Origin of the sequence: Salipiger mucosus DSM 16094 (assembly GCF_000442255.1) — a bacterium.
Classification (GTDB): Bacteria; Pseudomonadota; Alphaproteobacteria; order Rhodobacterales; family Rhodobacteraceae; genus Salipiger; species Salipiger mucosus.
The window spans coordinates 668,204-695,166 of sequence record NZ_KE557273.1 but is presented as its reverse complement, the minus strand read 5'-3'; the positions used below and the strand labels follow the sequence as shown (position 1 = coordinate 695,166).

Sequence of the window (26,963 nt, the reverse complement as noted above, 5' to 3'; positions counted from 1 at the left end):
CCAACGGACACGTGAAGGAAGACCAACATGCACGCATCCATACTGCGCGGCACTACCGCGCTCGTCTGTCTTGCGCTTGCGGCCCCCGCCGCGGCGCAGGACGAAGCCGGATTCCTCGGGACCCTCATCCTTACCGGCGGCAAACGCGACCTGAGCTTCGGCTCGGCCCTGTCGCGCACCGTCGTCGGCGAGGAAGAGATCGCCGACCGTCAGGCCAGCACCATCGCCCAGCTCATCGACTCGGTCCCCGGCGTGACGCTGGTGAACGGCACGACGCCGCAGGGCTCGGGCATCAACATCCGCGGCTTCGGCGCCAACACGACCTACGGCACCGACCAGAAGATTGCCGTTCTGGTGGACGGCGCGAGCGTCGGCTCGGAAGAGCTCTACCGCATCGGCACGCAGCTTTTCACCGACCCCCTGCTCTACCGCGAGGCCGAGGTGCTGCGCGGCACCATCGGCAGCTTTGCCTACGGCTCGGGCATCGTCGGCGGCGTCGTGAAACTGGAGAGCAAGGACGCCTCGGATTTCACCGGCGGCACGCCCGGCTTCGCCGGCGCGCAGACGCTGGAATACAGCTCGAACGGCGACGGGGCGGTCAGTTCGACCACGCTGGCGTGGCAGCCGACCCAGCGCGCCGAGTTCCTGCTGAACTACACCTGGCGCGACCAGGGCGACCTGACGGACGGTGACGGCGACACCATCGGCAACAGCGCCTTCACCACGCCCTCGGGGCTGGCCAAGGCGCGCTTCACCTTCGGCGAGACCGATGCGCACGAGCTGACCTTCAGCTACTCGCGCACCGTGGCCGACGACAAGGACGTGCCCTACGACCAGTTCGCCACCACCGGCGGCAGCTTCGGCAACGTCGACCGGCTGACCGACACCCGGCAGGCCGTGGTCGACTACCGCTACAACCCGGCGAGCGACCTGATCGATCTGCGCGCGAACCTGTCCTATGCCGACCAGAAGATCGAATACGACTACGTGCCCGGCTCCTCGCCGCTCGAGGGCACGCCGACCTTCCCTTTCCTCGTGGACACGGTGAACGCCGACCAGCGCTACGAGACGACCAAGCTGAAGGTCTCGAACCGCGCGCGTTTCGACACCGGCACCGTCGGGCATGACCTCTTGGGCGGCGTCGAGCTGATGCTGCGCGAACGCGCCGACAACGACGCCGCAAGCGCGCCGGGCGGCGAGGACCGCCGCGTCGCGCTCTTCGTGGTCGACGAGATGTCGATGGGGCCGGTCACCGTCACGCCCGCGCTGCGCTACGAAAGCTCGACCGTCGAAAGCGCCACGACCTACGGCAGCTTCGACAACGACGCGCTCATGGGCGGGCTTGCGCTCTCCTACGACGTCGGCAACGGCGTGTCGGTCTTCGGCAGCACCGCCTATACCGAGGGCCTCCCGATCATCGACGACCTCGGCTCGGGGGACGCCGCCACGGCACGGATGCACAACACCGAGAAGTCGCACACCTTCGAGATCGGCGCGGAATACGAGGGCAGCGACGTCTTCGCGACGGGCGACACCTTCGCGCTGCGCGGCAATGCCTACCGCACCGAGATGTGGGACATCACCAGCTTCAGCGCCGGCGGCTCCGCCTCGGGCTTCCTCGAGCGGATCGAGACCGAGGGCTTCGAGCTCGAAGCCTCCTACGGGATGCGCAACGGGGTCTATTTCGACGTCGCCGGGCACCTCGGAGAAGGCACCGAGTACAACCCGGACGACACCGACGATGTCTGGCGCAACGCGGCGGCGGACCGGCTGCAGCTGACGCTGGGCCGCAAGTGGGACGACTGGCTCGACCTGAGCTGGGAGGTGGTGCACACCGCCGACAAGCGCGACTCCACCGGCGACGACCTGCCCAACAGCACGGTGCACAACCTGCGCGCCACCTGGCGGCCCGAGCAGGGCCTGCTCGACGGCACCGAGATGCGCTTCGGCGTCGAGAACGTGGCCGACCTCGACTACGTCGGGCACCTCGCCTCGCCGACGCGCAACGCGCCAGGCCGCACCTACAAGGTGACGCTCACGCAGCGGTTCTGATCCCGCCTGCACGTCCCGCCGGGGCCCGCGAACCGGGCCCCGGCAGAGCGCCCGTCCGCCGTCAGCCCACTGAGGGATGGACGGCGGGCAGGTAGCCCTCGCGCAAGACATCGACAACGGGCGCCGGAGTCAGCACCGCGACGTCTCCGTCGGTCCGCCCGGCGCACGGGCGATAGCCCTCGAAGCCCCAGGCGAACTCCCTGCCCTGCCAGAGCAGAACCGCCTCCTCCCCTACAGCGAAGACCGTGCCATCCGGCAGGCATTCGGCCTCTGCCTCGAAGGTGACCTTGCGCCGTTTGCGGTCGATGCGGGCGGCGTGCAGCGCCTTGTCGATGGTCTGCGGCAGCGACCACCCCTCCGGCGCATCGCCATGCACCCGGCGCCAGGCCTCGGTGAAGGCGCGGTAACGCTCGCGCCGGCAGGTGGCGCAGGGCCTGTGCCCTGCGGCAAGGGCCGTCGCCTCGTCCAGGAAGAACAGCTCGGTGTAGTTCCCGGGCTGCATGATCTCGCGCTTGCGATCCTTGAAGCTCAGCGCGCAGGCCACCCAGTTCGGGTGCGCATGGCTGCGCCGGATCGCGCCGCTCTCGTCATGCAGGATACCGCGATTGCCCATCAGCGTGCCCCGCGCAGGGGTCGCGTGAAGCTCTCCGAAGGGGTCCACCCGGTTTCGGTAGGTCATGGGGCCGATGCGCCTTTCCTGTGCCTTTCGGCCAGTCTTGCCCGACCCCGGCCCGGGCCGCACGCGACTTTTCGCGACGCGCGAACCTATCGGGCAACCCGGAAGGTGGCCGTGCCCTCCAGGATGTCGGTCACCGTCCCGCAACCGTTGGCCTCGAGGTAGAGATAGGCCGCCGCCGCGAACCGGCGCGGCGCGAGGCCATAGATGAAGAGGTCGATCACATCGGCCGAGACCGGCGGCTCGACCCCGGCGGCGTCCAGCAGGGTCTCGCGATGCTCCGGCGGGAGGGCTGAAAGCTCCAGCGCGTTGGCGATGTATTCGTGGTCGACCAGCGCGATCTCGCGGTCGCCCGATTGCTGCACGACGATGGCATGCGCCAGTTCGTGCGTCAGCAGCGAGCCGAAGACCACCTCGTCCGGCAGCGCCGCGTAGGGATCGTCGGGCGGAAGATGCTCGCGCAGCAGCTCAGGCGCGATGATGCGGATCCGCTTCAGGGTGCAGTCGTAGGCGGCGAGGCACTGGCCGATGGCATGGATCAGGCTGTCGACGGTCTCGATCCCGATCGGCTCCCGCTGCTCGAGCCCGCAGCGCGCCAGCGCCTGCCGGGCGCCCGAGGCGGCCGCGCAGATCATCTCGCGCGTCGCGGGCTCCGCCGTCTCGACGAAAAAGGCCGGATCCTCGCAGGTCACGGGCGCGGCTCCGACCGGCGCCGCGGCCAGCCCCGCGGCAAGGATCAGGGCCGGCGGGATCGATCTCCATGCTGCACGCATCGTGGCCTCCCCTGGCAAGCGCAGGCATCAGGCCCTCAGCATATCACCGGAACGGGCATCCGTCCGCATTCTGAAGGGCGCCGCGCGACACGACCGGCGCGCCCTCCCCCTACGTCACGGATCAAGTGCCCGCAGCTACGTCAAACTTTCACAAATCCGAAGCCTCTCCGTCACATTGCGCGCCTAGCGCTCGCGACACCAGAAATCCTCAAGGGAACGGGACAATGATCAAGACGGCTTCGACGTCCATCGCCTTCGCGCTGACCGCCTCCACCGCCCTCGCGGCCACCGACATCACCTGGTGGCACGGCATGGGCGGCCGCAACGGCGAGGTCATCAACGAGATCTCGCAGCAGTTCAACGACGCGCAGGACCAGTGCAACCTGACGCCCGTCTCGCGCGGCACCTACGAAGAGGCGCTCTCCTCGGGCATCGCCGCCTTCCGTTCGGGCGAGCAGCCCAACATCCTGCAGGTCTTCGACGCCGGCGCCGCCACCATCATCTCGGCCGAGGGCGCGACGATCCCCGCCGAGGACCTGATCACCGGCGCGGGCGAAGAGTTCGACCGCGAGGCCTTCATCGCGGGCGTGCGCAACTTCTACGCCGACAGCGACGGCAAGTTCATCGGCATGCCCTTCAACTCCTCGGCGCCGATCCTCTACTACAACCGTGCCGCCCTCGAGGAAGCCGGTGTCGAGCCGCCGCAGACCTGGGAAGAGTTCGAGCAGATCGCCCCCGCCCTGCGCGACGCCGGCTACATCCCGATGACCGCATCGCAGCTCACCTGGATGATGGTCGAGAACTTCAAGTCACGGAACAACCAGCAGTTCGCCACGAACAACAACGGCTACGACGTCGTCGAGGGCACCGAGATCATCGTCAGCGACGAGAACCAGGTGATGATGTTCGAGAAGCTCAAGGAATGGGCCGACGAGGACCTCTACGGCTTCTACGGCGCCGGCTGGGCCGACAACCTCAAGCCCTTCGAGGAAGGCGAGGCCGCCATGTGGATCGGCTCCTCGGGCTCCTTCGGCGGGCTGCAGCAGTCGGCCGACTTCGACTTCGACGCCGTCTACATGCCCTACTGGGACAGCATCGAGGGCGCCGGCACGCAGAGCTTCATCGGCGGTGCCGCGCTCTTCGCGATGGCCGGCCGCCCCGACGAGGAGAACGCCTGCACCGCGCGGTTCTTCACCTTCCTGACCTCGCCCGAGACCCAGTTCTTCTGGCACCGTTCGACCGGCTACGTGCCGATCACCGAGGCCGCCTACGAGATGGCGAAGTCGGAAGGCTACTACGACGACCAGCCGGTCGCCGAAGTCGGCATCCAGCAGCTGATGCTCGAGGGCGGCGAGTGGTCCAAGGGCTACCGCCTCGGCTTCTACCCGCAGATCCGCACCGTGATGGAGCGCGAGTTCAACCGCATCTTCTCGGACGAGGTCGCGGTCCAGGACGCCTTCGACATCATCGAGGAAGAGGGCAACGCCCTGCTGGCGCGCTTCGCCAAGACCGCCCAGTAGGCACGACCCGAGACAGCGAGGGGGGCCGGGCCCAGGGGCCGGCCCCCGTTCCATTGCCGCGGCCCCCGCCCGGGACGGCCGCGGCCAAGACCAGGACAGGCCCCGTGACAGACACGCCCCTCACCCTCGCGCAGACGGACGGCCGCGCCCTCGCGCGGCTCCGCCGCTGGTGGTCCGGCGAGACCGCCAACCCCGTCAAGCGCGTCCAGTTCGACCGCCCGCTGACCCCCTGGATGTTCCTGCTGCCGCAGCTCGCGGTGGTCGCCATCTTCTTCTACTGGCCCTCGGTGCAGGCGGTGACCTCGTCCTTCTACCTCGAGGACCCCTTCGGCTTCGGCGCGACCTTCGTGGGCCTCGACAACTACACCGACGCGCTGACCAGCCGCGGCTACCTCTCGACCGCGAGCTTCACCGCCTTCTTCTGCGTCGTCGTGACCGCGCTCTCGCTGGGCATCGGGCTGCTGCTGGCGGTCAAGGCCGACAAGGTGATCCGCGGCGCCGAGACCTACAAGACGCTGCTGATCTCGGTCTACGCCATCGCGCCGCCGGTGGCGGGCCTTATCGGCATGATGTTCTTCGACATGCACATGGGCCCCTTCACCGAGATCGCCGCCTGGTTCGGTCACGATCTGCGCGTGGGCATCGACTACTGGGACACCGCGAGTGCGCTCATCGTCATCTCGGTCTGGAAGCAGATCCCCTACAACTTCATCTTCTTCCTCTCGGGCCTGCAGTCGGTCCCCGTCTCGGTCCGCGAGGCGGCCCTGATCGACGCCCGCTCGGGCTGGCGGCGGTTCCGCGACATCACCCTGCCGCTGCTGGCGCCCACCGCCTTCTTCCTGCTGGTCATCAACATCACCTACACGATGTTCGACACCTTCCCGATCATCGACGTCATCGTGAAGGACAAGCCCGCCAACAACCCGATGACGCTGGTCTACAAGGTCTATCTCGACGGCTTCAAGGGCAACGACATCGGCGGCTCCTCGGCCCAGTCGGTGATCCTCATGGTGGTGGTCGCGGCGCTGACGGTGCTGCAGTTCCGCTTCCTCGAACGCCGCGTGCACTACGGGTAAGGCCAATGCAGAAGATCAAACCCCTCGACCACGCGATCCTGATCCTCGGCGCGCTCTTCCTCTGCCTGCCGGTGGTCATGGCGCTCATGTCCTCGACCCAGGCCGCCATCGATATCCACTCGAACGGCCTCTACATCACCCCCGGCAGCGAGGGCGCGGCGACCTACGGCAAGGTCCTGACCCAGCGCGGCGGCTTCACCGGCGACGTGACCGGCCTGCTGATGCTCACCAACTCCATGATCATGGGACTGGGCTTCGCGGTCGGAAAGATCGTGCTGTCGATGATGGCCGCCTACGCGTTGGTCTACTTCCGCTTCCGCTTCGCGACCCTGATGTTCTGGGCGATCTTCGCGACGCTCCTGCTGCCGCTCGAGGTGCGCATCATGCCCTCCTACCAGGTCATGTCGGAGCTGCACCTGCTCAACACCTACACCGGCCTCATCGTGCCGCTGCTGGCCTCGGCCACGGGCACCTTCTTCTTCCGGCAGTTCTTCCGCTCGGTGCCGGACGAGCTGCTCGAGGCCGCTCGCATCGACGGCGCCGGGCCGGTGAAGTTCTTCATCGACGTGCTGGTGCCCCTGTCGAAGACCATGATGTCCGCGATCTTCATCATCATGTTCATCTACGGCTGGAACCAGTACCTCTGGCCGCTGCTGATGACCACGGACGAGAGCTTCTTCACGCTCATGCGCGGCATCAAGTCGATCCTGCAGGTCTGGGTCGGCAGCCAGATCCCCGACTACAACGAAGCCTTCGCCCTTGCGGTGCTGGCCATGGTCCCCCCGGTTGCCGTGGTGGTGATCTTCCAGCGCATGTTCATCAAGGGCCTGACGGAAAGCGACAAGTGATGGCACATCTTTCCCTGACCAACGTCGGCAAGACCTACGGCGGCAGCACGCAACCGGCAGTGGCCGGCGTCGACATCGAGATCGCCGACGGCGAGTTCATCGTCCTCGTGGGCCCCTCGGGCTGCGGCAAGTCCACCCTGCTGCGCATGGTCGCCGGGCTCGAGACCGTGACCCGGGGCGACATCCGCATCGGCGACACGCTGGTCAACCGCCTCGACCCGGCCGAGCGCGACATCGCGATGGTGTTCCAGAACTACGCGCTCTACCCGCACATGACGGTGCGCGACAACATGGCCTACGGGCTGAAGAACCGCGGCGAGAGCAAGTCCGTGATCGAGGAGCGCGTGGCCGAGGCCGCCCGCATGCTCGAGCTGCGCCCCTACCTCGACCGCAAGCCGCGCGCGCTCTCGGGCGGGCAGCGCCAGCGCGTCGCCATGGGCCGCGCCATCGTGCGCCAGCCCGCGGCATTCCTCTTCGACGAGCCGCTGTCGAACCTCGACGCCAAGCTGCGCGTCTCCATGCGCATGGAGATCCGCAAGCTGCAGAAGCGGCTCGGCACCACCTCGCTCTACGTCACCCACGACCAGCTCGAGGCGATGACGCTGGCCGACCGCCTCGTCGTGTTGAACGGCGGCGCGGTCGAACAGATCGGCGCCCCGCTCGAGGTTTACCGCCGCCCTGCCTCGACCTTCGTCGCGGCCTTCATCGGCGCCCCGGCGATGAGCCTGCTCGACGCCCGCGTGGACAGCGGGCAGGTCATGCTCGACGGGCACGCGCTGGCCCCCGTCGCCCACGCGCCCGGCCCGATCACGCTGGGCCTGCGGGCCGAGGACCTGCGCATCACCGACGCGGGCCTGCCCATGCGCGTCGATCACGTCGAGGAGCTGGGCGCCCAGCGCATCGTGCACGGCATGGTGGGCGATCAGTCGCTCGCCGTGGTCGACACCGGCGACGCGACGCTGGCCGGAACCGTGCGGATCGCCGTCGCGCCCTCGAAGGTGCACCTCTTCGACAGCACGACCGGCCGACGGATCGAGGCCGCGGCGCAACCGGCGCCGGTGCCCGCCGAATGATCCGCGAGACCGTTCCGGAACTGCCGGTCCCGACGGGGGCCGATCTCGCGCTGCGGGGCCTGCCCCGCACCGTCGCGGCGCATGACGCGCATATGGCGGGCGTGCAGGGCATGAACCTCGTCGAGACCGGCGGCACCTCCGGTCCCGTGCAGCTCGCCCTGCCCCTGACGCTCGGCGCCTGGAACCTTGAACGCTGCCTTTTCCCCGAGGCCTCGGCAGCGCAGGTCGCGGACTGCGACGTGCTGCTGCTCTCCGAGATGGACCACGGCATGGCCCGCACCGCCCAGCGCAACACCACGCGCGACATGGCCGCGGCCCTGGGCATGCATTACGCCTACGCGGCGGAATTTCTCGAACTGGGCCTCGGCTCCCCCGTCGAGCAGGGCTTCTGCACCGAGGACCGCAACGCCCGCGGCTACCACGGCAACGCGCTCATGGCGAAGACCCGGCTGCGCGATCCCTTCGCCCTGCGCCTCCATGGCGAACGGCAGTGGTTCTCGGACCCCGAACAGCCGCGCCTGGGCGAGCGCGTCGCCATCGGCGCGACGGTCGAGACCACCTCTGGCCCCTTCCTCGCCGTCTCGACCCACCTCGAAAGCGCCTGCGGCCCCGCCCACCGAGAACGCCAGGTGCAGGGCCTCATCGAGACGCTCGACGGCGCTTTCCCGTGCCTGCCCCTGCTCATCGGCGGCGATCTCAACACCGGCAACCACAACGCGGGCGACTGGCGCGCCGAGGGGCTCTTCGACGTGGCGCGCGCGGCGGGTTTCACCGTCCACGGCGGCCCCGAAGAGACGCCGACGACGCGCCCCAGCCTCATCACCCGCTGGCCCGAGCGCCGGATGAAGCTCGACTGGCTGCTCGCCCGTGACCTGACGCTCGAAGACACGGAAATCCGCCCCTCTCTCGACCCCGACGGCCGCCCGCTGTCGGATCACGACGCCATCGTGACCCGGGTCACCGCAATCGGCTGAGCGCCGCCGTCACGACAGCTCCCGGTCTGCCTCCGGCGGGGGCGAGATGCGGAAGACGTTCAGCGTCATGGAAATCAGCGAGTAGTAGCCAAGCACCCCGACCAGGTCGACCAGTCGATCCGTGCCCAGCACCTGCTCGGCCTCGGCGTAAAGCGCGTCGCACACCCCACGGGTCTCCAGCACGGAGCGCGCGACGGCATGCACCACGCGCTCCTCGGCATCCGCGAAGCGCGGCTCTGCGCCGGTGCGGATCGCCTCGACCAGCCCGGGCGAGAGGCCCGCCTCCAGCGCGGGCGACTTGTGTGCGTACCACTCGAATTCCGCGCCCCAGTGCCGCGCCATGGTCAGGATCGCCAGCTCCGACAGGCGCGGCTCGAGCGCGCTGTCGTAACGGCAGTAGCGCCCGAGGTCCTGCGCCCGCGCGGCCAGCTCGGGCCGGTTCAGCCAGACCGCGAGCGGCCCCTGGACACCGCCACGCGGACCGCTCGCGATGGCCTCGTGGATCTCGCGCTGCCGCGCGTCGTAGGTTTCGGGATCGGGCGCGGCCAGGCGCTGTTCGGGCCAGTCGGTCATTGCGGTCTCTCCGTTCGTGCAAGGGCAGCGCGCTCCAAAGGCGCTCCAAGGTCGAGATAGCCCGGCGAAGAGGCGAGCGAAATCGCCGCAGGAATCCACGAGGAGATGGAAGCCGAGCGCGCCGCCGCAACCGAGGCCGCGGCTTGACCTCCACGAGCACCTGCGGACCGTTGCGGATGACAGCGGGCGTTGTCGGGCGTATGACGTTCACGGGGTCCGTGCAGACACATGCGTCCGATGACGGCCACAGATCGAAGACAGTTTCCCGCCCTGTCTCGAAAACCGGGTGACGACCACATGACCGAAATCCGGATCGAACGCGAGATCAGGCTGCCCGACGACCTGCGCACCGCCCGCGCGCGCAGCGCGCCGCACCTCGGCCCGAGGGTGCTGTTCTTCAGCGGGGGCAGCGCGCTCAACGGCATCTCGCGGCAGCTCAAGCACTATACCTACAACTCGATCCACCTCATCACGCCCTTCGACAGCGGCGGAAGCTCGCAGATCCTGCGCGAGGTCTTCGACATGCCGGCGGTGGGCGACCTGCGGAGCCGCCTGATGGCACTCGCGGACGAATCCGTGCTGGGCCAGCCCGACATCTACGCGCTCTTCAGCCACCGGCTGTCGCGCAGCGCCCCGCAGGCCGAGCTGCGCGCTGAACTCGATGCCATGATCGGGGGCAGGCACCCGCTGATGGCCGCCGTCACGAAACCCATGCGCGGGCTGATCCAGGCGCGGCTCAGGAGCTTTGCCGCGCAGGTTCCCGACGGCTTCGACTACCGCAATGCCAGCATCGGCAACCTGATCCTTGCGGGCGGCTATCTCGACGAGGGCCGCGCGCTCGAGCCGGTGCTGTTCCTCATGACCAAGATGGTGGACGTGCGCGGCACCGTGCGCGCCGTGGTCGACGCGAACCTGCAGCTCGGGGTCGACCTCGCCGACGGGCGGCGCATCCTCAGCCAGCGGCTCATCAGCGGCAAGGAGGCGCCGCCCATCGACAGCCCCGTCACCCGCTGCTTTCTCAGCGACGGCAGTCAGGAGATCACGCCCGCGCAGGTGCCGCTGCCCAAGCGCAACCGCAGGCTCATCGACCGCTCCGACGTGATCTGCTACCCGCCGGGGAGCCTCTATTCCAGCGTCGTCGCCAACCTCCTGCCCGCCGGCGTCGGCCGGGCCATCGCCGCGCGGCACGTGCCCAAGGTCTACCTGCCAAGCCTCGGTCGCGACCCCGAGGCGCCGGGACAGTCTCTCGCTGACCGCGTCGCCGCGATCCTGGCACCGCTGCATGCCGATATCCGCGAAGAGGTGCCCGCCCGCCGGCTGATGACGCATGTGCTCTGCGATAGCTCGGTCTCGCCCTCGGACTGCGCCGAGGTGACCGAACGCTTCGGCATCCCGTGCCACCGCCTGCCCCTGCAGAAGGCCGCCGAGCCGGACCGCTACGATGCGCAGGCGGTGGCCGAGGCGCTGATCTCGCTGGCCTGAATGCCCGCGCCCCTCAGTAGACCGAGGTTTCCGGCGACTGCCCCTCGGTCAGCACGCCGCGATACATGCCCTCGCAGTTGAAGGGCATCGAGACCCGGCCATCGCGATCCACCGCGATCAGCCCGCCGGAGCCGCCGATCGCCGCGAGATCGCTCATCACCACCTGCTCGGCGGCCTGCGCCAGGCTGAGCCCCGCCAGCCGCATGCGCGCGTCGATCTCGTGCGCCACGCAGAGCCTCAGGAAGGCCTCGCCGTCGCCGGTGGCGGAAGTCGCGCAGGTCGCGTTGTCGGCATGGGTGCCCGCGCCGATCACCGGGCTGTCGCCCACCCGGCCGGGCCGCTTGGCGGTCATGCCGCCGGTCGAGGTGGCGGCGGCGACATTGCCATCGCGGTCGCGGGCCACCGCGCCAACCGTGCCGTGCCGGCGCGAGGGATCGTCGTCCAGAACGCCCTCGCGCTCCATTCGCAGCGTTTCCTGCAGCGTATCCCAGCGCTCCTGCGTGAAGAAGTAGTCGGGCTCGGCGAGATCGAGCCCCGCCGCCCGCGCCACCGCGAGCGCGCCCTCGCCCATCATGAGGACGTGGTCCGTGGTCTCCATCACGGCCCGCGCCGCGAGCACCGGGTTGCGCGGCCCGAAAAGCCCGGCCACCGCCCCTGCGCGCCGGTCGCGACCGTCCATGACGGCGGCATCCATCTCCTGCCGGCCCTCGCGGGTGTAGACCGCGCCGCGCCCCGCGTTGAAGAGCGGCTCGTCCTCGAGCGCGCAGACCGCCGCCACCGCGGCATCCAGCGCGGTGCCGTCGGCGGCCAGCACCGCCTCGCCCGCCGCGAGCACACGGGCGAGCGCGGCGTGACAGGCCGCCTCGCGCTCGGGTGTCATCTGGGCGCGCGGCATGACGCCGGCACCGCCGTGGACGGCAAGGGTGAAACTGCGAGTCATGGCGATCCCTCGGCTGCAATGGGGGTCCAAAATCTGCCGCGCGCCCGATCGGCTGCCTCGTGGAGGGCAGGATGTGTGCTGCGCGGGCACCGGATCGTTTCATCCAGTGGATACGCTCTGTCAATCACCTGCTGACATGCTGTAGTCATGTTGCCGATATGACGTCATCATCCTCCGGAGACAAAGAAATGAACATGTCCGTCCAGGTGCCCCGCAAGGGCGCGCTCGTCGCCATCGGCGGCGCCGAGGAGAAGACGTCGCGCGGAGACATCCTGCGCCGGGTCCTGTCGCTGTCGCAAAAGGACGCCCCTGTCGTCGGCGTCATCACCACGGCCAGCAGCATCCCCGACGATGTCTTCGCCGGATACGACCAGGCCTTCGGCGCACTTGGCGCCTCCGAGGTGCTCGATATCCGCATTCGCGACCGGCAGGACGCGGAATCCGGCACCTTCGTCGAGATGATCCGCCGCTCGGACGTGATCTTCATCTCGGGCGGCGACCAGATGCGGCTGACAAACGTGCTGGGCGCCTCGGTGGCGCTGGACACGCTGCGCGCCTGCCACGAACGCGGCACCGTCATCGCCGGCACGAGCGCGGGCGCCGCCTGCCAGTCGCGCACGATGGTCTACGGCGGTCCGGCCGACGACTGCCTGCGCAAGGGCGCGGTCAAGATGTCGGCCGGGTTCGGCCTCGTGGACGGCGTCATCATGGACACCCACTTCCTCGAGCGCGGGCGTTTCTCGCGCCTGATGGAGGTCGGCGCGACCAATCCCGAATACCTCGGCGTGGGTCTTGGCGAGGATGCGGCCGTCTTCTTCGACGGCGACCTGCTGCGTGTCTTCGGGCCGGGTCACGTCATCCTCATTGACAGCAGCCGCATTACCGGCTCGAATGTTTTCGAGTTGGGTGACGGCGAGGCGGTGAGCGTCCAGAACGTCATCATGCACGCGTTGGTCGACGGCTATGCCTACGACATGGCGGATCAACGGGTCCTAAGCCCGGACGAGCTCCGGGCCGAAAACCTGGAGCATGAGTTTGCAGATACTTGAATGCCGCGCTCTTCGCGGACCGAACTACTACAGCCGCTACAAAGCGATCTACATGCGGCTGGACATCGAGGAACTGGAAGACCGGCCCAGCGACAAGGTGCCGGGCATCGCGCAGAACCTCCAGTCGCTGATCCCCACGATCCACGACCACCGCTGCTCGGTCGGTGAACCGGGCGGCTTCCTGCAGCGGGTCGAGCGCGGCACATGGGCCGGCCACATGGTCGAGCATGTCGCGATCGAGTTGCAGAACCTCGTGGGCTTCTCGGTCGGCTACGGCAAGACCGTCGACAGCTACGATGCCGGCATCTACAACGTCGTCTACCGCTACCGCGACGAGGCCACGGGCCTCGCCGCCGGCGAGGCGGCCGTCGAGATCGTGCAGAAACTCTACGACGGCGAGGACGTGGACCTCGATCCGATCATCGACCACCTCAAGGAGGTGCGGGATGCCAACGCGCTCGGCCCCTCGACCGGCTCCATCGTCAACGCCGCCAAGGCGCGCAACATTCCCGCCACCAACCTGACCGAGGGCACGAGCTACACCCAGCTCGGCCACGGGGTGAAGCAGCGCAAGTTCCAGGCGACCGTGACCGACGCCTCGGGCATCATCGGCCACTCGATCGCCGACGACAAGGAATGGACCAAGCAGATCCTCGGCGACGCGGGCATCCCCGTGCCGCAGGGCCAGATCTGCTATTCCGTCGACGAGGCGAAGGAGGCCGCCGCCTGGATCGGCTGGCCGGTCGTGACCAAGCCGCTCTCGGGCAACCACGGGCGCGGCGTGACCACCGACATCGCCAATGACGAGGATCTCGCGGCCGGCTTCGAGGCCGCCCTGGCCCGCGTGCGCGACGACTCCGGCGCGGTGATCGTCGAGAGCTACATCAAGGGCGAGGATCACCGCATGCTGGTGATCGGCGGCAAGCTGGTCGCGGCCGCAAGGCGCCGCCCGGCGCATGTGACCGGCGACGGCAAACACACGATCCAGCAGCTCATCGACATCGAGAACGCCGACCCGCGGCGCGGCGTCGGCCACGAGAACCTGCTGACCCAGATCGACGTGGACGCACAGACCGAGCGGATGCTGGAACAGGCGGGCCTGACGCTCGAGACCGTGCTGCCCGAGGGCGAGCTGGCCTTTCTCAAGTCCACGGCCAACATCTCGACCGGCGGCACGGCGACCGACCTGACCGACGACGTGCACCCCGACGTCAAGTTCGCCATGGAGCGCATCGGCCGGCTTGTCGGGCTCGACGTCATCGGCATCGACCTGCTGGCCGAGAACCTCACCGTGCCGCTGGAGCAACAGTCGGCCGGCGTGGTCGAGGTGAACGCCGGCCCCGGCTTCCGCATGCACATGGCCCCCACCCACGGCGATCCCCGCCCGGTGGGCGAGCACGTGGTCGACATGCTGTTCCCCGATCCCACCGACGACGGCCGCGTGCCGATCACCGCGATCACCGGCACCAACGGCAAGACCACGACCACGCGCCTGACCACGCATATCCTGCGCCAGTCGGGCAAGTCGGTCGGCATGGGCTGCACCGGCACGGTCGAGATCGACAACCACGTCATCCTGCGCGGCGACTACTCGGGCCCCGCGGCCGCCCACGCCGTGCTGCACGAGCCCACGGTCGAACACGCGGTGCTCGAAGTGGCGCGCGGCGGCATCATGCGCCGGGGCCTCGGCTTCGACGAGGCCGACGTGGGCGTGCTGCTCAACATCGCCTCGGATCACCTGGGCGAGCGCGACATCCACACGCTCGAGGAACTCGCGCGGTGCAAGACGGTCGTGGTCGACGCGGTCAAGCGCAAGGGCGAAGGCGGCTACTGCGTGCTCAACGCCGACGATCCGCTGGTGATGGAACACGGCACCTACTGGGCCCGTGGCGAGATCATCTATTTCACCATGGACCCCGAGAACCCGGCGCTGGCCGAGCATCTCGCCGGTCACGGCATGGTGCTGACGGTGAAGCAGGGCAAGATCGTCATGCTGCGCGGCAAGGTCACCGTCGAGATCGTCGAGGTCAACGACGTGCCCATCGCCTTCGAGGGGCATGCTCCCTTCAACGTGCAGAACGCCATGGCGGCGGCGGCGGCGGCCATCGGCCACGGGGTCGAGATCGACGACATCCGTGCCGGCCTGCTGACCTTCCACCCCACCCCGGCGCAGATGCCCGGGCGGACCAACTACTTCGAGGCCGACGGCGTGAAGTGCCTGATCGACTATGGCCACAACGTGCCCGCGCTGGTCGCGCTCGAGCCGCTGGTCTCGGGGCTGGGCACCAAGCGCAAGATCGCCGTCTCGACCGCGCCCGGCAACCGCCGCGACGAGGACCTCGAGGCGCTCGGCGCGCAGCTGGCCAAGATGTGCGACGCGGTCTTCGTCTACGAGACCGACGCCCGCGGCCGCGCCGAGGGCGAGGTCGCCAAGCTGATCTCGGACGGGGCGCGGAACTCGGGCGCCACCGGCCGGGTCGAGGTCATCATGGGCGAGGCCGAGGCCGTCGAGCGGGCCATCGACGAGGCGCGGCAGGGCGACTTCCTGCTGCTGCTGGTGGACGACATCGAGGGCACGACAGACCGGCTGAAGGGGCGCAGCTTCCCCACGCAGGCCGAACTGGCCCAGACCTGATCAACGCCGACACGGGCGCGCCCGCCGGATGTCGTCCGGCGGGTCTGCGCACGTCCCAGCGAAGGGGGAAACAATGACCAAGAACGTATTCGTGATCGGCCTGAACAAGCTGAACGCCGAGCGCCTCGAGCGCCTGCGCGGCGTCGAGGACGTGGAATTCCACCAGTTGCTCACGCCGGCGCAGGTCTCGGAGACGCAGGACTTCGACATTCCCGCGATGCTGGCCGAAGCGGAGGCGACGCTCGATGCCTTCGACGGCTCCATCGACGCCATCGTGGGCTACATCGACTTTCCCGTCTCGACCATGCTGCCGATCCTCTGCGAGAAATACGGCACGCCGCAGGCCTCGCTCGAAAGCCTTCTGAAGTGCGAGCACAAGTACTGGTCGCGCTGCGTGATGCGGGAGTCGATCCCCGATCACATCCCGAAGTTCACCGCCTTCGATCCCTTCGACGACGACGCGCTGTCGAAGATCGGCGAGGCCGACCTGCGCTTTCCCTTCTTCGTGAAGCCGATCAAGTCCTCGGGCTCGCGGCTGGGCTTCCGCATCGACAGCCCCGAGGACTTCGACTTCGCCATCGAGAAGCTGCGCGCCGAGATCCGCACCATCGGCGAGCCTTTCGACCACGTGCTGAACCAGGCCGACCTGCCCGAGGAGATCAGCCGCGTCGAGGGCCACTACTGCATGGCCGAGCAGGTCATCGGCGGACGACAGTGCACGGTCGAGGGCTACGTCCACAACGGCGAGGTGGTGCCCTACGGCACGGTCGACTCGATCCGCTACCCGCAGGTGCTGAGCTTCTTCTACTACCTCTATCCCTCGCAGCTTCCGAAGAAGGTGCAGGACAAGATGTACGAGATCACCCGCACGATCATGGCGCACATCGGCTATGACAACGCGGGTTTCAACATCGAGTATTACTGGGACGAGGTGCAGGACAAGATCTGGCTGCTCGAGATCAACACCCGCATCGCGCAGTCGCACTGCGACCTCTTCGAGATGGTCGACGGCGTCAGCCACCAGCAGGTGACCATCGACGTCGGCCTCGGCCGGAAACCCGACATGCCCAGCGGCGAGGGCCCCGAGAACGTGGCGGCCGAGTTCTTCTACCGGGTCTTCTTCCGCGACGCCAAGGTCGCCCGCGCGCCGTCCCGGGCGGAGATCGAGGTCGCCGCCGAGCAGGTCGAGGGCACGCGGATCACCTCTTACGTGACGCGCGGCTCGATGCTCTCGGACCTGCCCGAACAGGACGCCTACAGCTTCGCGGTGGCCTCGGTCTGGATGGGGGCCAGCAAGCAGTCCAAGCTGCTGTGGAACTACGAGCAGGTGATGAAGAAGCTGAACTACGAGTTCTCGGATATCGTCGAGTAGCGGCAACGGGCGCTGGACTTTCATGGTCCGGCGCCCAATACCCTGCGCCAACCGCCCCTACCCCGGACCGAGCGAATCCATGAAGATCGAGACCGAACTGCCCCGCCCGGTGCGGGAACTCGAGCACGTCGAAATCCCGATGCCCGACGGCACCCGCCTCGCGGCGCGGATCTGGATGCCGGAGGACGCCGAGACGCGGCCGGTTCCGGCGATCCTCGAGTACATCCCCTATCGCAAGAACGACAAGACGCTCGAACGCGACCACGCCCGCGCGCCCTGGCTGGCGGCGCGCGACTATGCCTACGTGCGCGTCGACCTGCGCGGCACGGGCGAGTCCGACGGCGTCATGGAGGACGAGTATACCGAGATCGAGCTTCAGGACGGCTGCGACGCGATCGCCTGGATCGCCGAGCAGGCCTGGTGCGACGGCGGCGTTGGCATCGTCGGCATCTCCTGGGGCGGCTTCAACGGTCTGCAGATCGCGGCGCTTCGGCCGCCCGCGCTCAAGGCCGTGGTGACCATCTGCTCGACCGACGACCGCTACGCCGACGACATCCACTACATGGGCGGCACGCTGCTCTGCGACCAGCTGTCCTGGGCCTCGGTCATGTTCGGCATCAACACCCTGCCGCCCGATCCCGCGCACGTGGGCGAGCGCTGGCGCGCGCTCTGGGAGGAACGGCTCGACGGCTCCGGGCTCTGGCTGGAGAAATGGCTGCGCCACCAGACGCGCGACGCCTTCTGGGAGCACGGCTCGGTCTGCGAGAATTTCGCCGACATCGAGGTGCCGGTCTATGCCGTCAGCGGCTGGGCCGACGGCTACTGCCGCTCGGTCTTCCGGCTGGTCGAGAACCTGAGCTCGCCGGTCAAGGGCATCGTGGGCCCCTGGTCGCACAAGTATCCGCACCTGGGCGAGCCCGGCCCCGCCGTCGACTGGCTGACCGAGGAGACGCGCTGGTGGGACCAGTGGCTCAAGGGGCAGGACACCGGCATCGCGGACGAGCCGCCGCTGCGGCTCTTCATGCAGGACCATGCCGAGCCGCGCGGTTTCTACGAACGCCGCGACGGCCGCTGGATCACCGAGCCCGCGTGGCCCTCGCCCAACATCACGCGCACGGCCTATGCGCTGGGGGCGGACGGGCAGCTTGGCGGCACGAAGGCGGCCGATGATGCCGCGCTCGAAATCCGCTCGCCGCTCTGGGTGGGCCAGCACGCGGGCAAGTGGTGCTCCTACGCGCATGTGGGCGACCAGCCGGGCGATCAGCGCCGCGAGGACGCGGGCAGCCTGACCTTCGACACCGCCCCGCTCGAGGCCGACCTCGAGATCGCGGGTGATGCGCGGCTGACGCTGACGGTCAAGGTCGACCGCCCCGTCGCGCAGGTCGCCGCGCGCCTGGTGGACGTGGCGCCGGACGGTGCCGCGACGCGGGTGAGCTACGGGCTGCTGAACCTGACGCACCGCGACGGCCACGAGGACCCGGCGCCGCTGGAGCCGGGCAAGGTCTATACCGTCGAGGTGCCCTTCAAGCACGTCGCGCAGACCTTCCGGGCCGGGCACCGCATCCGGCTGTCGCTCTCGACCGGGTATTTCCCCATCGCCTGGCCGACGCCCGAGCCGGTGACCATGACCGTGCTGCCCGGATCCTCGGAACTGGACCTGCCGGTGCGCGCCCGCACGGAGACACCCGTGCGCGATCTCGGCACGCCCCGCGCGGCCGAACCGCTGGAGCTTGCCGTCTCGGTGCCGCCGCAGGCGGAGTGGACCGTGGGCGAGGATCGCGACACCGGGCGGCTCACCGTCGAGGTGCGCGACCACGAGGGCGGCGTGCGCATCAAGGCGCAGGATTTCTACCATTCGTCCGAGGGGTTCGAGCGCTACTCGGTGCTGCCCGACGATCCGACCTCGGCCGAGGGCGAGGTGACCTGGGTGCACGAGATGGCGCGCGACGACTGGTCGGTGAAGACCGTCACGACGACCCGGCTCACCGGCGATACGACGAACTTCCGCATCACCGCCCGCATGCAGGCCTGGGAGGGGGACCGCGAGGTCCGCGACCAGGAGTGGGACGTCACCATCCCCCGCAACCTGGTCTGAGCGGGGCCGCGCGCGGCCCCTGCCCTGCTCGATGTCGGCGCGGCCCTCGCCGCGCCGCCGTCAGCGGCCGCCGCCGATGTCGATGATCGTGCCGGTGACGTAGGCGCTGTCGTCCGAGAGCAGCCAGAGCACGCCCTTGGCAACCTCCTCCACGGTGCCGACGCGGCCCAGCGGCACGGTCTTGTCCGCCGTCTCGAGCCGGTGCTCCCGGCCCGCCGCGGCGTGGATCTCGGTCGCGATGAGACCCGGCGCCACCGCGTTGACGCGGATGTTCTGCGGCCCGACCTCCTGCGCGAGGCCGGTGCAGAGCGTGTCGATCGCGCCCTTGCTGGCGGCGTAGTGGATCCACTCGCCGCCGCTGCCCAGCTTGGCGGCGCGGCTCGACATCAGCACGATCGACCCGCCCGACTTGCCCATGGCGCGCACGGCGGCGCGCGCGGCCAGGAAGGTGCCCGTCACGTTGACCTCGAGCACGCGGCGTAGGTCGGCCACGTCGAGGTCCGCGAGGTTGCTGACCGGCCCGGTGATGCCCGCGTTGGTGAAGACGCCGGTGGGCGTGCCGAAACGCTCGATGCAGGTGGCGAAGAGTTTCTCGACGGCGGCCTCGTCGGCAGCGTCGCCCTTGACCGCCACGGCCTGCCCGCCGGCCGCCGCGGCGCGGTCGCAGACCTCCTGCGCGGCGGCGTCGCTCGAGGCGTAGGAAAACACCACCGGCCGGCCGGCGGCTGCCAGCGTCTCGACGGTGGCGGCGCCGATGCCGCGGCTGCCGCCGGTGACGACGACGGGGCCGGTCTCAGAATGCGACATTCTCGGCTCCCTTCAGGTCCAGCATCTCGCGCGCCTCGTCGGGCGTGGCCACCTCGAGGCTGAGCCCCTGCAGCAGCTCGCGCGCCTTGCGCACCTGGTCGGCGTTGCTCTCGGCCAGCTTGCCGGGCGAGATCCAGAGCGAATCCTCGAGCCCGACCCGCACGTTGCCGCCCTGCGCCGCCGCCTGTGCGGCGACCGGCATCTGGTTGCGGCCCGCGCCCAGCACCGACCAGACGTAGTCGTCGCCGAAGAGGCGGTCGGCGGTGCGCTTCATGTGGGCCACGTCCTCGGGGTGGGCGCCGATGCCCCCCAGCAGGCCGAAGACCGTCTGAACGAGGAAGGGCGGCTTCACCAGCCCGCGATCGACGAAATGCGCGAGGTTGTAGAGGTGCGAGGTGTCGTAGCACTCGAACTCGAAGCGGGTGCCGTTGGCATTGCCCGTCGTGAGGATGTGCTCGATGTCGCGGAAGGTGTTCTTGAACACCAGGTCGCGGCTGTTCTCGAGGTGCTGGCGCTCCCAATCGTGCTCGAACTCCTTGAAACGATTGAGCATCGGGTAGAGGCCGAAGTTCATCGAGCCCATGTTGAGCGAGGCCACCTCGGGCTTCAGCTCGGCCGCCGGGCGCATGCGTTCCTCGACCGACATGTGCGGCGAACCGCCGGTGGTGAGGTTCAGCACCGCGCCGGTGCTCTGCTTGAGCTGCGGCAGGAAGGCGCGGAAGGCGTCGGGGTCCTGCGTGGGCTTGCCGGTCTCGGGATCGCGGGCGTGCAGGTGCAGGATGGTCGCGCCGGCCTCGGCGGCGGCGAGGCTGTCGTCGATGATCTCGCGCGGCGTCACCGGCAGGTGCTTGGACATCGAGGGCGTGTGGATCGCGCCGGTGACGGCGCAGCTGATGATGATCTTGCGGCTTGTTCTGGGCATGTCGGGTCTCCTCCCGGGGCGTGTCATCTGTCTTTTTTGTCTGCGTTTCCAAGGTGTTGCATGAGCGCAACGAGGCGCCGGTCGCGCCGGGCCTGGGCCTTGGGGATGTCCTCGAGCGGGACGGTCGCGCGGCGGGCGGTGTCGATGGTGTCGAGCACCGGGCCGCGCCAGTCGGCGGGGTCGCGCTGGCTGGGGGCCATGCGTTCGTACATGCCGCCGTACCGTTCGACGTAGTCGCGCACGCCGCCCGGGGCGTTGAGGTCGATGGTCTCGAAGGGTCCGACGAGCGCCCAGCGGGGTGCGAGACCGTCGCGGATTCCGATGTCCACGTCCTCGGGGCCGCAGATGCCCTGGTCGACGAGGCGGAACGCCTCCTGCAACAGCGCGCCCTGCAGGCGGTTCATGATGAAGCCGTCGATCTCGCGCTTCATGCGGATCGGCTTTTGTCCAATCCTTTCCATGAGTTGCGCGGTACGCTCCACGACATCCGGGTCGGTCCAGGGGGCCGGGACGACCTCGACCGCGGGGATCAGGCTGGGCGGGTTGATGGGGTGCGCCACGACGCAGCGCGCCCGGCCCGAAAGGTGCTCGGTGAAGGCCGAGGGCAGCAGGGCCGAGGTCGAGCTGGCGAGCACCGCGTCGGCGGGGGCGAGCTTGTCGAGCTCGGCGAAGACCGCCTGCTTGATCTCGAGCTTTTCCGGTACGTTTTCCTGTACGTGAGAGACGCCCGAAAGCGCCTGCTCGAGGCTGTCGGCGACGCTCACGCGGGCGCAGATCTCTTCGGCGGTGGCATCGCCCAGAAGGCCCGCGGCCTCCATGTCGGTGGCGATGGTGCGGACCCGCTCCGGGGCCTGCGCGACGGTCGAACTGTCCCGGTCGTACAGGGAAACCGTACAGGAACCTCGCGCGAAAGAAACGGCCCAGGCGCAGCCGATGAGGCCGCTGCCGACGATGGCGATTTTCGGCGCGTCGGACATCACAGGGTCTCCACGTTGCCGCAGACGCTGAGCGCCTGGCCCGAGACGTTGCCGCCGCCGGGGCTGGCGAGGAAGAGGCACATGGCGGCGATGTCCTCGGGGGTGACCATCCGGCGGAGCGAGACCTTGGCGAGGTACTGCTCGCGCATCTCCTCGAAGGAGATGCCCAGCTGCTCGGCGCGGGCCGAGATGACCTTGTCGATGCGCGGGCCCTTCACGATGCCGGGCAGGATCGCGTTGGAGCGGACGCCCTCGGGGCCGAGCTCGGCGGCGAGGCTCTTGGCGAGACCGACGACGCCCCACTTCGAGGCGGCGTAGGGCGTGCGGTAGGCATAGGGCAGACGGCCGGCGACAGACGAGAGGGCGATGAAGCTTCCCTTGCTCCTGACCAGCTCGGGCGCGCCGAAGCGGGCGGCGAGGTAGGCGCCGCGCAGGTTGATCTCGAGGCACTGGTCCCACTCGGCGGTGGAGATCTCGCCCACCCCGGCGGTGGGGCCGGCGACGCCCGCGTTGGCGATGACCACGTCGAGCCCGCCCATCGAGTCGACGGCCTCGGCGAAGAGCGCCTCGGTCTCCGCGTCATCGGCGGCGTTGGCGACGCTGCCGGTGATGCGCTCGTCGGTGACCGCCTCGACCGCCGAGGCGTCGACGTCGGAGATATGCACGCGGGCGCCGGTCTCGGCGAAGCCGCGGGCGATGGCGTGGCCGATGCCGCCGGCGCCGGCGGTGACCAGCACGCGCAGGCCCTCGGGCGGCGTCAGGGACGCGAGAATGCTCATGGTTCGAATGTCCTCCCTAGTGGTCGTGTCAGTCCGTCGCCCCGGCCTCCTCGGCCAGGAAGGCGCGGATGTCCTTTGCGGCAGTCTCGATATCGCCGACGATGGCGGCGCGCAGGGCCTCGGCGTCGCGGGCACCGATGGCCTCGACGGCCGCGTCGTGGAAGCGCATCGAGGTCGCCATGTGCAGGTGGTCGGGCACGCTGGCCCGGATCGAGGGGCCCACGGTCAGCCAGAGCCGCTGGATCATGCTGAGCAGCAGCGGCCAGCGCGCGGCGGCGTAGATGCCGGAATGAAAGGCCGCGTTGGCGGCGAGGTAGCGGTCGGCGTCGGCGGTTTCAGCCGCGGCGGTCAGGTCACCATGCAGCGCGCGCACGCGCGCCACATCCTCCTCGGTGACCTGTCCCGCGGCGCGCTCGGCTGCCATGCCCTCGAGTTCGACGCGAATCGTCGTGACCTCGTCGAAGTCGGCGGGCGTCAGCACGCGCACGCGAAGGGTGCGGCTGCTCGTCAGCTCCAGGGCGCCCTCGGCGGTGAGGCGCGTCAGCGCCTCGCGCACGGGCATCGCGCTGACCGCGAGCGACTGTGCGAGCCCCCTGCTCGACACCGTCTCCCCCGGAAGAAAGGCTCCTGAAACCAGCCCGTTACGCAGTCTTTCGTAGATCTGCTGCTGCAGGCTGTCACGCCGCAGCGGCGTCTTGGCGCCGCCGGACGGGTGATCAGAAACACCTTGCATCGTCATCGTCTTTCGTTATCTTTGATCTGCGATCGCAGCTTGCGCGGCAGGCGACCGAAAGTCAAGCCAAGCGCCGCCAGGGCCAGGGATCGCCACCCGGAAAGGAGCCGGGTGACCCAACGAGGAGGACCGCACGGGGGCCGCGCCCCCGTTGCGTCAAAACGGGAGGATATCCTTTGAAATTCACAGCGACCCTATCCGCGGCCGCCATCGCGGCGTCGGCCGGCTTCGTGCACGCCGAGACGCTGGACGTGGCCAGCACGTTCCCCAAGAACATGCCGTTCCTTGGTGAAGGCGCCGAGGTCCTGGCCGAGAACATCGCCACCGCGACCGGCGGCGAAGTCGAGCTGCGCGTGCATGGCGCGGGCGACCTCGTGCCGGCCCTCGAAGTGCTGAACCAGGTCAGCTCGGGCGCGATCCCGGCGGGCTGGGACTTCATGGGCTACTGGGGCGGCACCATCCCCGTCGCCGGCCTTGCCGGCGCGATGCCCTTCGGCCCCGGCCCGGACCTGTTCACCGGCTGGATGTGGGAAGGCGGCGGCATGGAGATCGTTCAGAAGGCCTACACGCCGCTGAACGTGAAGATGCTGCCCTGCCACGTCACCGCCCCCGAGCCGGGCGGCTGGTTCAACACCGAGATCAACTCGGTCGAGGACCTGCAGGGCCTTCGGATGCGGATTTCCGGCATGGGCGGCCAGGTGCTGAACAAGCTGGGCGCATCGACCCAGCTGATCCCGGGCGGCGAGCTTTACGTCGCGCTGGAGCGTGGCCGCATCGACGCGACCGAGTTCTCGCTTCCGGTCGTCGACAAGTCGCTCGGCTTTCCCGAGATCGCCAAGTACTACTACTTCCCGGGCTGGCACCAGCCGGCAAGCTGGAACACCCTGATCGTCAACATGGACGTCTGGGAAGGCTTCGGCGAAGAGGTGCAGGATCAGGTTCTCGCGGCCTGCAAGGCCACCGTCACCTGGTCGCTGGCCGCGGCTCCCGAGCCGCAGGGCGAGATCATCGAGGAGTTCCGCAGCCAGGGCGTGGAAACCAAGCGCTTCCCCGACGAGGTGCTGAACGCGCTGCGCGAGGCCTCCAAGGAGGTCCTGGAAGAGGCCGCCGCCAACGACGAGATCGTGGCCGAGGCCTATGAGTCGATCCAGGCCTACATGGACAAGGCCCGCGTCTGGGACGACCTGCAGCAGATCCCCGCGGCCCCCTCGGCTGACTGAGATCCATAATGGAAACGCGTTCCTCTCTGGAGCGGGTCGGCCATGCGCTCGTGAAGGCGGGCGCATGGCCAGGCCGTGCCGCGGCCTGGCTGCTGCTGCCGATGATCGTGCTGGTTCTGGTGGCCGTGGTGGGCTCGCTGTTCAAGGTGGGGCAGATCGCCACCTGGCAGACGGACCTGCCGCTCTTCGGCACCGAGCTCACGCTCACCGGGCTCGCAGAGCTGCAGTGGCACCTGCTCGCCATCATCGTCATGCTCGGCATGTCCTACGCGCTCGCACGCAATCAGCATGTGCGGGTCGACCTGGTTTACGGCAGCCTCAGCCCCCGCAAGCAGGCCCTCATCGACCTGCTGGGCGACGTTCTGTTCCTGCTGCCCTTCTGCATCATCATCGGCTGGCTCAGCCTGAGCTTCGTGCAGTTCTCGTTCAGCACGGGTGAACAGTCGGACTACGGCGGGCTGACGGACCGCTACCTGGCCAAGGCCTTCCTGCCCATCGGCTTCGTGATCCTCGGGGTCACCGGGATCGGGCGCATCCTCGTGAATATTGGCCGAATCCTGTCACCGAAGGAGGAGACGCATGGGTGAATACGTCCTTCCCCTGTCGATGGTCGCGGTGCTGATCGCGGGCATCTTCTCGGGCTACCCGGTGGCGCTGGTGCTGGCGGGCGTCGGCATCCTGTTCACCTTCATCGGCGACGTGCCGATGGTGTTCCTCAACACCGTGTCGTCGCGGATCTTCACCGGCACGCTGACCAACTGGCTGATGCTGGCGGTACCGCTCTTCGTGTTCATGGGCCTGATGCTGGAGAAATCCAACATCGCCAAGAACCTGCTGCTATCGCTGGAGCGCATGTTCGCGCAGCGGCCGGGCGGGCTGGCGCTGTCGGTGACCATCGTGGGCGTCGTCATGGCGGCCTCGACCGGGATCATCGGCGCCTCGGTGGTGATGCTGGGTCTCATGGCGCTTCCGGTGATGATCAAGCAGAACTACTCGATGTCGCTGGCCGCGGGCACGATCTGCTCGGCGGGCACGCTGGGCATCCTGATCCCGCCGTCGATCATGCTGGTGCTGGTGGGCGACATCCTGTCGATCTCCATCGGCGATCTCTTCATGGGCGCGGTCATCCCCGGCGTTCTGCTGGGCGGGCTCTATGCCGCCTACATCCTGATCACGACCTGGATGGACCCGAACAAGGCGCCGCCCTCGGAGAAGCCCGAGAGCGCCTCGACCGGCGAGCTCATCGTCACGCTGGCGAAACACCTCGTGGCGCCGGTGCTGCTGATCCTGGGCGTGCTGGGTTCGATCGTGGCGGGCGTCGCCACGCCGACCGAGGCCGCGGCCATCGGCGCGCTGGGGGCCACGGTCCTCGCGGCCGTGATGCGCGAGCTGACCTGGAAGAACCTGGTCGAATGCGTGCAGGAAACGGCGCTGACCACGGCGATGATCCTGACGGTGGCCATCGGCGCCACGGTCTTCAGCGCGATCTTCAAGCGCGTGGGCGGGGACTACATGATCGAGGACGCGGTGCTGGCCATCGCCTCGGGGCCCTACCAGACGCTGGCGCTGATCATGCTGCTGATCTTCGTGCTGGGCTTCTTCCTGGAGTGGATCGAGATCTCCTACGTGGTGCTGCCGCTCTTCGCGCCGATCATCGCCAATCTCGACTTCGGGCTGGGCAACTCGGGGATCACGCTGACCTGGTTCGCGGTGCTGGTCGCGGTGAACCTGCAGACCTCGTTCCTGACGCCACCCTTCGGCTACGCGCTGTTCTACCTGCGCGGCATCGCGCCGCCGGAACTGGGGATCAGGGACATCTACAAGGGCATCATCCCCTTCGTGCTGATCCAGGTGACCGGGCTCATGCTATGCATCCTGTTCCCGGCGCTGGTACTCTGGCTGCCGAAAGCCATCGGCAACTGAGGAGGAAATGCCATGCACGCGATGTTCGATCTGGGCGGCCGCCGTGTCGTCATCACCGGCGGGACCAGCGGCATCGGCCTGGCCATCGCGCGGGGCTTTCTCGAGGCGGGCGCGAGCGTGCTCGTCTCGGGGCGGTCCGAGACGCGGGGCAGCGAGGCGGTGCAACGGCTGAAGGACGCGGGACCGGCGCATTTCATCGCCGGCGACACGGCCTCCGAAAGCGACTGCAGGCGGCTGGCAACGGCCGCCAAGGATACGCTGGGCGGCGCGGACGTACTGGTCTGCGCCGCCGGCACCAACCGGCGCATGCCGCCGGAAGACCTGACGATGGAGGACTGGGACACGGTCGTGGACGCCAGCCTCAAGGGCACCTTCACCGCCTGCAAGGCACTCTACCCCCTGCTGAAGCAGCGCGGCGACGGGCGCATCATCACGGTGGGCTCGATGCTGTCGGTGCTCCGCCA

Annotated in this window: 23 protein-coding genes and 1 pseudogene; 15 read left to right on the top strand and 9 right to left on the bottom strand. The window is 68.7% G+C overall.

Annotation, left to right across the window (positions count from 1 at the left end):
- The first annotated feature begins 27 nt into the window (after nucleotides 1-27).
- Nucleotides 28-2,052: a TonB-dependent receptor domain-containing protein gene (locus SALMUC_RS03485; protein ID WP_020039641.1), complete on the top strand. Its 2,025-nt coding sequence runs from the start codon at nucleotides 28-30 to the stop codon at nucleotides 2,050-2,052.
- Nucleotides 2,053-2,113: 61 nt separating this feature from the next.
- Here SALMUC_RS03485 and SALMUC_RS03480 read toward each other — a convergent pair whose 3' ends face one another.
- Together SALMUC_RS03480 and SALMUC_RS03475 are read right to left on the bottom strand one after the other, a co-directional pair.
- On the bottom strand, nucleotides 2,114-2,731 hold the full coding sequence (locus SALMUC_RS03480) for a hypothetical protein (protein WP_020039640.1): 618 nt from the start codon (nucleotides 2,729-2,731) through the stop codon (nucleotides 2,114-2,116).
- Nucleotides 2,732-2,817: 86 nt separating this feature from the next.
- Nucleotides 2,818-3,501, bottom strand: a complete 684-nt coding sequence (locus tag SALMUC_RS03475; RefSeq protein WP_020039639.1) for a DUF6639 family protein — start codon at nucleotides 3,499-3,501, stop codon at nucleotides 2,818-2,820.
- Nucleotides 3,502-3,725: 224 nt separating this feature from the next.
- Here SALMUC_RS03475 and SALMUC_RS03470 point away from each other — a divergent pair, with 224 nt between their 5' ends.
- From SALMUC_RS03470 to SALMUC_RS03450, 5 genes are all read left to right on the top strand, one after another.
- Nucleotides 3,726-5,021, top strand: a complete 1,296-nt coding sequence (locus SALMUC_RS03470; protein ID WP_020039638.1) for an extracellular solute-binding protein — start codon at nucleotides 3,726-3,728, stop codon at nucleotides 5,019-5,021.
- Between the two features lie 104 nt (nucleotides 5,022-5,125).
- Nucleotides 5,126-6,097: an ABC transporter permease subunit gene (locus SALMUC_RS03465; RefSeq protein WP_020039637.1), complete on the top strand. Its 972-nt coding sequence runs from the start codon at nucleotides 5,126-5,128 to the stop codon at nucleotides 6,095-6,097.
- 5 nt (nucleotides 6,098-6,102) lie between these two features.
- Complete coding sequence (locus SALMUC_RS03460) at nucleotides 6,103-6,945, top strand: ABC transporter permease subunit (RefSeq protein ID WP_020039636.1); 843 nt, start codon at nucleotides 6,103-6,105, stop codon at nucleotides 6,943-6,945.
- Nucleotides 6,945-8,018, top strand: coding sequence for a sn-glycerol-3-phosphate ABC transporter ATP-binding protein UgpC (gene ugpC, locus SALMUC_RS03455; protein WP_020039635.1), 1,074 nt, complete (start codon nucleotides 6,945-6,947; stop codon nucleotides 8,016-8,018). The genes SALMUC_RS03460 and ugpC overlap by 1 nt, the downstream gene beginning before the upstream one ends.
- Nucleotides 8,015-8,992 carry an endonuclease/exonuclease/phosphatase family protein gene (locus SALMUC_RS03450; protein ID WP_020039634.1) on the top strand — a complete coding sequence of 326 codons (978 nt, stop codon included), beginning with the start codon at nucleotides 8,015-8,017 and terminating at the stop codon, nucleotides 8,990-8,992. Before ugpC ends, SALMUC_RS03450 begins: the two co-directional genes overlap by 4 nt.
- A 9-nt stretch (nucleotides 8,993-9,001) precedes the next feature.
- Here the strand turns inward: SALMUC_RS03450 and SALMUC_RS03445 are convergent, their stop codons facing one another.
- Nucleotides 9,002-9,565, bottom strand: a complete 564-nt coding sequence (locus SALMUC_RS03445) for a carboxymuconolactone decarboxylase family protein (RefSeq protein WP_020039633.1) — start codon at nucleotides 9,563-9,565, stop codon at nucleotides 9,002-9,004.
- A gap of 297 nt (nucleotides 9,566-9,862) precedes the next feature.
- Between SALMUC_RS03445 and SALMUC_RS03440 the strand changes: the two genes are divergently transcribed.
- On the top strand, nucleotides 9,863-11,047 hold the full coding sequence (locus SALMUC_RS03440) for a GAK system CofD-like protein (protein ID WP_020039632.1): 1,185 nt from the start codon (nucleotides 9,863-9,865) through the stop codon (nucleotides 11,045-11,047).
- Nucleotides 11,048-11,060: 13 nt separating this feature from the next.
- On the opposite strand, the gene SALMUC_RS03435 is transcribed toward SALMUC_RS03440, so the two are convergent.
- Entirely contained in the window at nucleotides 11,061-11,987 is a 927-nt protein-coding gene (locus tag SALMUC_RS03435; protein WP_020039631.1) for an isoaspartyl peptidase/L-asparaginase family protein, read from the bottom strand.
- 188 nt (nucleotides 11,988-12,175) lie between these two features.
- Between SALMUC_RS03435 and SALMUC_RS03430 the strand changes: the two genes are divergently transcribed.
- From SALMUC_RS03430 to SALMUC_RS03415, 4 genes are all read left to right on the top strand, one after another.
- A complete protein-coding gene (locus SALMUC_RS03430; protein WP_020039630.1) occupies nucleotides 12,176-13,036 on the top strand; it encodes a cyanophycinase in 861 nt (286 codons plus the stop codon).
- Nucleotides 13,023-15,671, top strand: coding sequence for a cyanophycin synthetase (cphA, locus tag SALMUC_RS03425; protein ID WP_037370995.1), 2,649 nt, complete (start codon nucleotides 13,023-13,025; stop codon nucleotides 15,669-15,671). The genes SALMUC_RS03430 and cphA overlap by 14 nt, the downstream gene beginning before the upstream one ends.
- 73 nt (nucleotides 15,672-15,744) lie before the next feature.
- Nucleotides 15,745-17,043, top strand: coding sequence for an ATP-grasp domain-containing protein (locus SALMUC_RS03420; protein WP_020039628.1), 1,299 nt, complete (start codon nucleotides 15,745-15,747; stop codon nucleotides 17,041-17,043).
- A 79-nt stretch (nucleotides 17,044-17,122) separates the two neighbouring features.
- Nucleotides 17,123-19,138 (top strand): CocE/NonD family hydrolase, encoded by a 2,016-nt coding sequence (locus SALMUC_RS03415; protein ID WP_020039627.1) that lies wholly within the window; start codon nucleotides 17,123-17,125, stop codon nucleotides 19,136-19,138.
- 60 nt (nucleotides 19,139-19,198) lie between these two features.
- On the opposite strand, the gene SALMUC_RS03410 is transcribed toward SALMUC_RS03415, so the two are convergent.
- The 5 genes from SALMUC_RS03410 to SALMUC_RS03390 are packed head-to-tail and all read right to left on the bottom strand — an operon-like array spanning nucleotide 19,199 to nucleotide 23,356.
- A complete protein-coding gene (locus SALMUC_RS03410) occupies nucleotides 19,199-19,945 on the bottom strand; it encodes an SDR family oxidoreductase (protein WP_020039626.1) in 747 nt (248 codons plus the stop codon).
- The gene (gene kce, locus SALMUC_RS03405; protein ID WP_020039625.1) at nucleotides 19,932-20,867 is read right to left on the bottom strand and encodes a 3,5-dioxohexanoate:acetyl-CoA acetone transferase; all 936 of its coding nucleotides are present in this window, start codon (nucleotides 20,865-20,867) and stop codon (nucleotides 19,932-19,934) included. Before kce ends, SALMUC_RS03410 begins: the two co-directional genes overlap by 14 nt.
- 23 nt (nucleotides 20,868-20,890) lie before the next feature.
- Entirely contained in the window at nucleotides 20,891-21,844 is a 954-nt protein-coding gene (locus SALMUC_RS03400) for a 3-hydroxyacyl-CoA dehydrogenase (RefSeq protein ID WP_020039624.1), read from the bottom strand.
- Nucleotides 21,844-22,623 carry an SDR family oxidoreductase gene (locus SALMUC_RS03395; protein WP_020039623.1) on the bottom strand — a complete coding sequence of 260 codons (780 nt, stop codon included), beginning with the start codon at nucleotides 22,621-22,623 and terminating at the stop codon, nucleotides 21,844-21,846. The genes SALMUC_RS03400 and SALMUC_RS03395 overlap by 1 nt, the downstream gene beginning before the upstream one ends.
- Before the next feature lie 28 nt (nucleotides 22,624-22,651).
- Nucleotides 22,652-23,356: a GntR family transcriptional regulator gene (locus SALMUC_RS03390; protein WP_021119775.1), complete on the bottom strand. Its 705-nt coding sequence runs from the start codon at nucleotides 23,354-23,356 to the stop codon at nucleotides 22,652-22,654.
- Between the two features lie 176 nt (nucleotides 23,357-23,532).
- Between SALMUC_RS03390 and SALMUC_RS03385 the strand changes: the two genes are divergently transcribed.
- The 4 genes and pseudogenes from SALMUC_RS03385 to SALMUC_RS31470 form a co-directional block, all read left to right on the top strand.
- Entirely contained in the window at nucleotides 23,533-24,576 is a 1,044-nt protein-coding gene (locus SALMUC_RS03385; RefSeq protein ID WP_020039621.1) for a TRAP transporter substrate-binding protein, read from the top strand.
- Between the two features lie 8 nt (nucleotides 24,577-24,584).
- Nucleotides 24,585-25,163, top strand: coding sequence for a TRAP transporter small permease subunit (locus SALMUC_RS03380; RefSeq protein WP_020039620.1), 579 nt, complete (start codon nucleotides 24,585-24,587; stop codon nucleotides 25,161-25,163).
- Nucleotides 25,156-26,499 (top strand): TRAP transporter large permease, encoded by a 1,344-nt coding sequence (locus SALMUC_RS03375; protein ID WP_020039619.1) that lies wholly within the window; start codon nucleotides 25,156-25,158, stop codon nucleotides 26,497-26,499. The genes SALMUC_RS03380 and SALMUC_RS03375 overlap by 8 nt, the downstream gene beginning before the upstream one ends.
- 12 nt (nucleotides 26,500-26,511) lie before the next feature.
- Nucleotides 26,512-26,913 (top strand): annotated as a pseudogene (locus SALMUC_RS31470) (SDR family NAD(P)-dependent oxidoreductase); the annotation flags it as partial.
- Between the last annotated feature and the right edge of the window lie 50 nt (nucleotides 26,914-26,963).